At 71.0% G+C, this 1,654-nt stretch carries 2 protein-coding genes; both read right to left on the minus strand.

Going from position 1 to position 1,654, the window contains the following annotated elements; genetic code table 11:
* Positions 1-13 precede the first annotated feature (13 nt).
* A complete protein-coding gene (locus D7X55_RS39315) occupies positions 14-751 on the minus strand; it encodes a HAMP domain-containing protein (RefSeq protein ID WP_120547923.1) in 738 nt (245 codons plus the stop codon).
* A complete protein-coding gene (locus tag D7X55_RS39320) occupies positions 748-1,497 on the minus strand; it encodes a HEAT repeat domain-containing protein (protein ID WP_120547922.1) in 750 nt (249 codons plus the stop codon). Before D7X55_RS39320 ends, D7X55_RS39315 begins: the two co-directional genes overlap by 4 nt.
* Positions 1,498-1,654: the final 157 nt, after the last annotated feature.

A 1,654-nucleotide genomic window follows, 5' to 3' on the forward strand; every position in this document is an offset into this window, starting at 1 on the left:
GGCCCGCCCTGCCCTACCGAGCCAGCCGCTCGCGGTAGCGCGCCTCCAGGGCGCTCAGCTCGTCCACCCAGGCCCCCGTGGCGCCGTTCGACTTCGCCTGGGCCAGGGCCTCCGACAGCGCGCGCGCGTCCTCGGTCTGCTGCGCGCGCAGCCGCTGCGTCATGTCCCGCGCGGCCTCGAAGACGTCCTGCAGCTCGTCGCCTTCGCGCAGGCCGTGCTGCGGCGGATGCAGGCGGCCCTCGGCCACCTCCCGCATCATGCGCTTGATGCGGAAGAGCGGGCCCGCCAGCCGGTGCGTCACCACGATGGTCGCCAGCGCCACCACGACGATGAAGGTCAGCAGGCAGCCGCCCAGCACCCACCACGTCAGGTGCTGGTGACGCTCCAGTTCCGCGCGCTGCGCGACGATGGCCGAGCGCTCCGCCTCGTACTTGGCGTCGATGGCCTGCGCCTGCTCCCGGAACTGCTTCTCGAACGCCGGGTCGTTCATGTGCGCCATCAGCTCGTTGGAGAGCGTGGCCCCGGACAGCTCGCGGCTCACCTCCGCCGCGGCGGAGCGGGCGTCCACCGCCGTCGCCGTCTCGTGCATCAGCGAGTTCGCCGCGCGCACCAGGAAGATGCCCAGGAGCGCCGCCATCACCAGCGACACGCCGACGATGTACGCGGTGAGCTTCAGCTGGAAGGGCGCGTCCAGCAGGAAGTTGCGCCAGCGGCGCTTCGTCGTCGGGGCCTGGGCCGTGGTCGTCGTCATGTCTCGCTGCTCCAGTCGAAGGTCGCGGCGGCTTCCTCGATGGCTTTGGGGATCAGGGCCTTCAGCAGGTCCGCGGGCGGAGCCCCCGCGGCGTTCACTTCCACCTGTCCCATCAGGGACTGCTCCGGGTACGTCATGCACAGGAGCGCCAGGCGCAGGCCTCCACTGTCCGTCTTCTGGATCTCCGCGGTGATGCGGTAGCCGTGCACGCCCAGCTTCTTGAGCGCGCCCTTCGCCGCGGCCTTGGACTCCTTCTCCGGCGCCATCTGCGCGCCCCGCCGCACCAGCTTGGAGCGAAGCCGCGCCTCCGTCACCTTCACCAGGTCCGCGGGCACGCTGCCCGTCTTGTCCTTGAGCGCGTCCAGCGACAGGTAGAAGCGCGGCCGGCGCGCCTGGTACGCCTTGATGGCCTTGATGGACTCCGCCACCGCCGCCTGCACCGTGGCGTCCGCCTCGCCCTGCACCGCCTGGAGGCAGTCGAGCCCCTTCGGTTCCAGGAGCGCGCCCAGCCCCTTGGCCACCGCCGCGCGCACCAGCTCGCTCGGGTCCTTGAGGCCGCCGCAGAGGGGCGTCACCGCTTCGGGGTCCTCGGTGGCGCCGAGGACGAGCGCGGCTTGTGAGCGCGCACGCGGATCCCTCCCCTTCTCCAGCTGACGCCCCAGGAAGGTGATGCGCGTGTCCCCCTGCGCCAGTGCAGTGACCGGCAGCAGGAAGAAGAAGAGCAGGAGTGCTGTCGGCAGCCGCATGGGATGGGCAAAGAAGTGCCAACAGTGTAGCCGCGATTTACCTGTCCATGACAGTTGCCTCTGAGGGCAATCGCGCCCAGCTTGGATGCGCACAGTGGGCGACGTCCTCCAGGGGGGAGGACGGCTGGGGTGCGGCGGACCCGAGGCGGGTCACCGC

Source organism: Corallococcus sp. AB049A (genome assembly GCF_003668885.1).
Classification (GTDB): domain Bacteria; phylum Myxococcota; class Myxococcia; order Myxococcales; family Myxococcaceae; genus Corallococcus; species Corallococcus interemptor.

Excerpts from the sequence above, each read along its gene's own strand:
- D7X55_RS39315 (WP_120547923.1), bottom strand. The coding sequence starts at position 751 with ATGACGACGACCACGGCCCAGGCCCCGACGACGAAGCGCCGCTGGCGC.
- D7X55_RS39320 (WP_120547922.1), bottom strand. The coding sequence starts at position 1,497 with ATGCGGCTGCCGACAGCACTCCTGCTCTTCTTCTTCCTGCTGCCGGTC.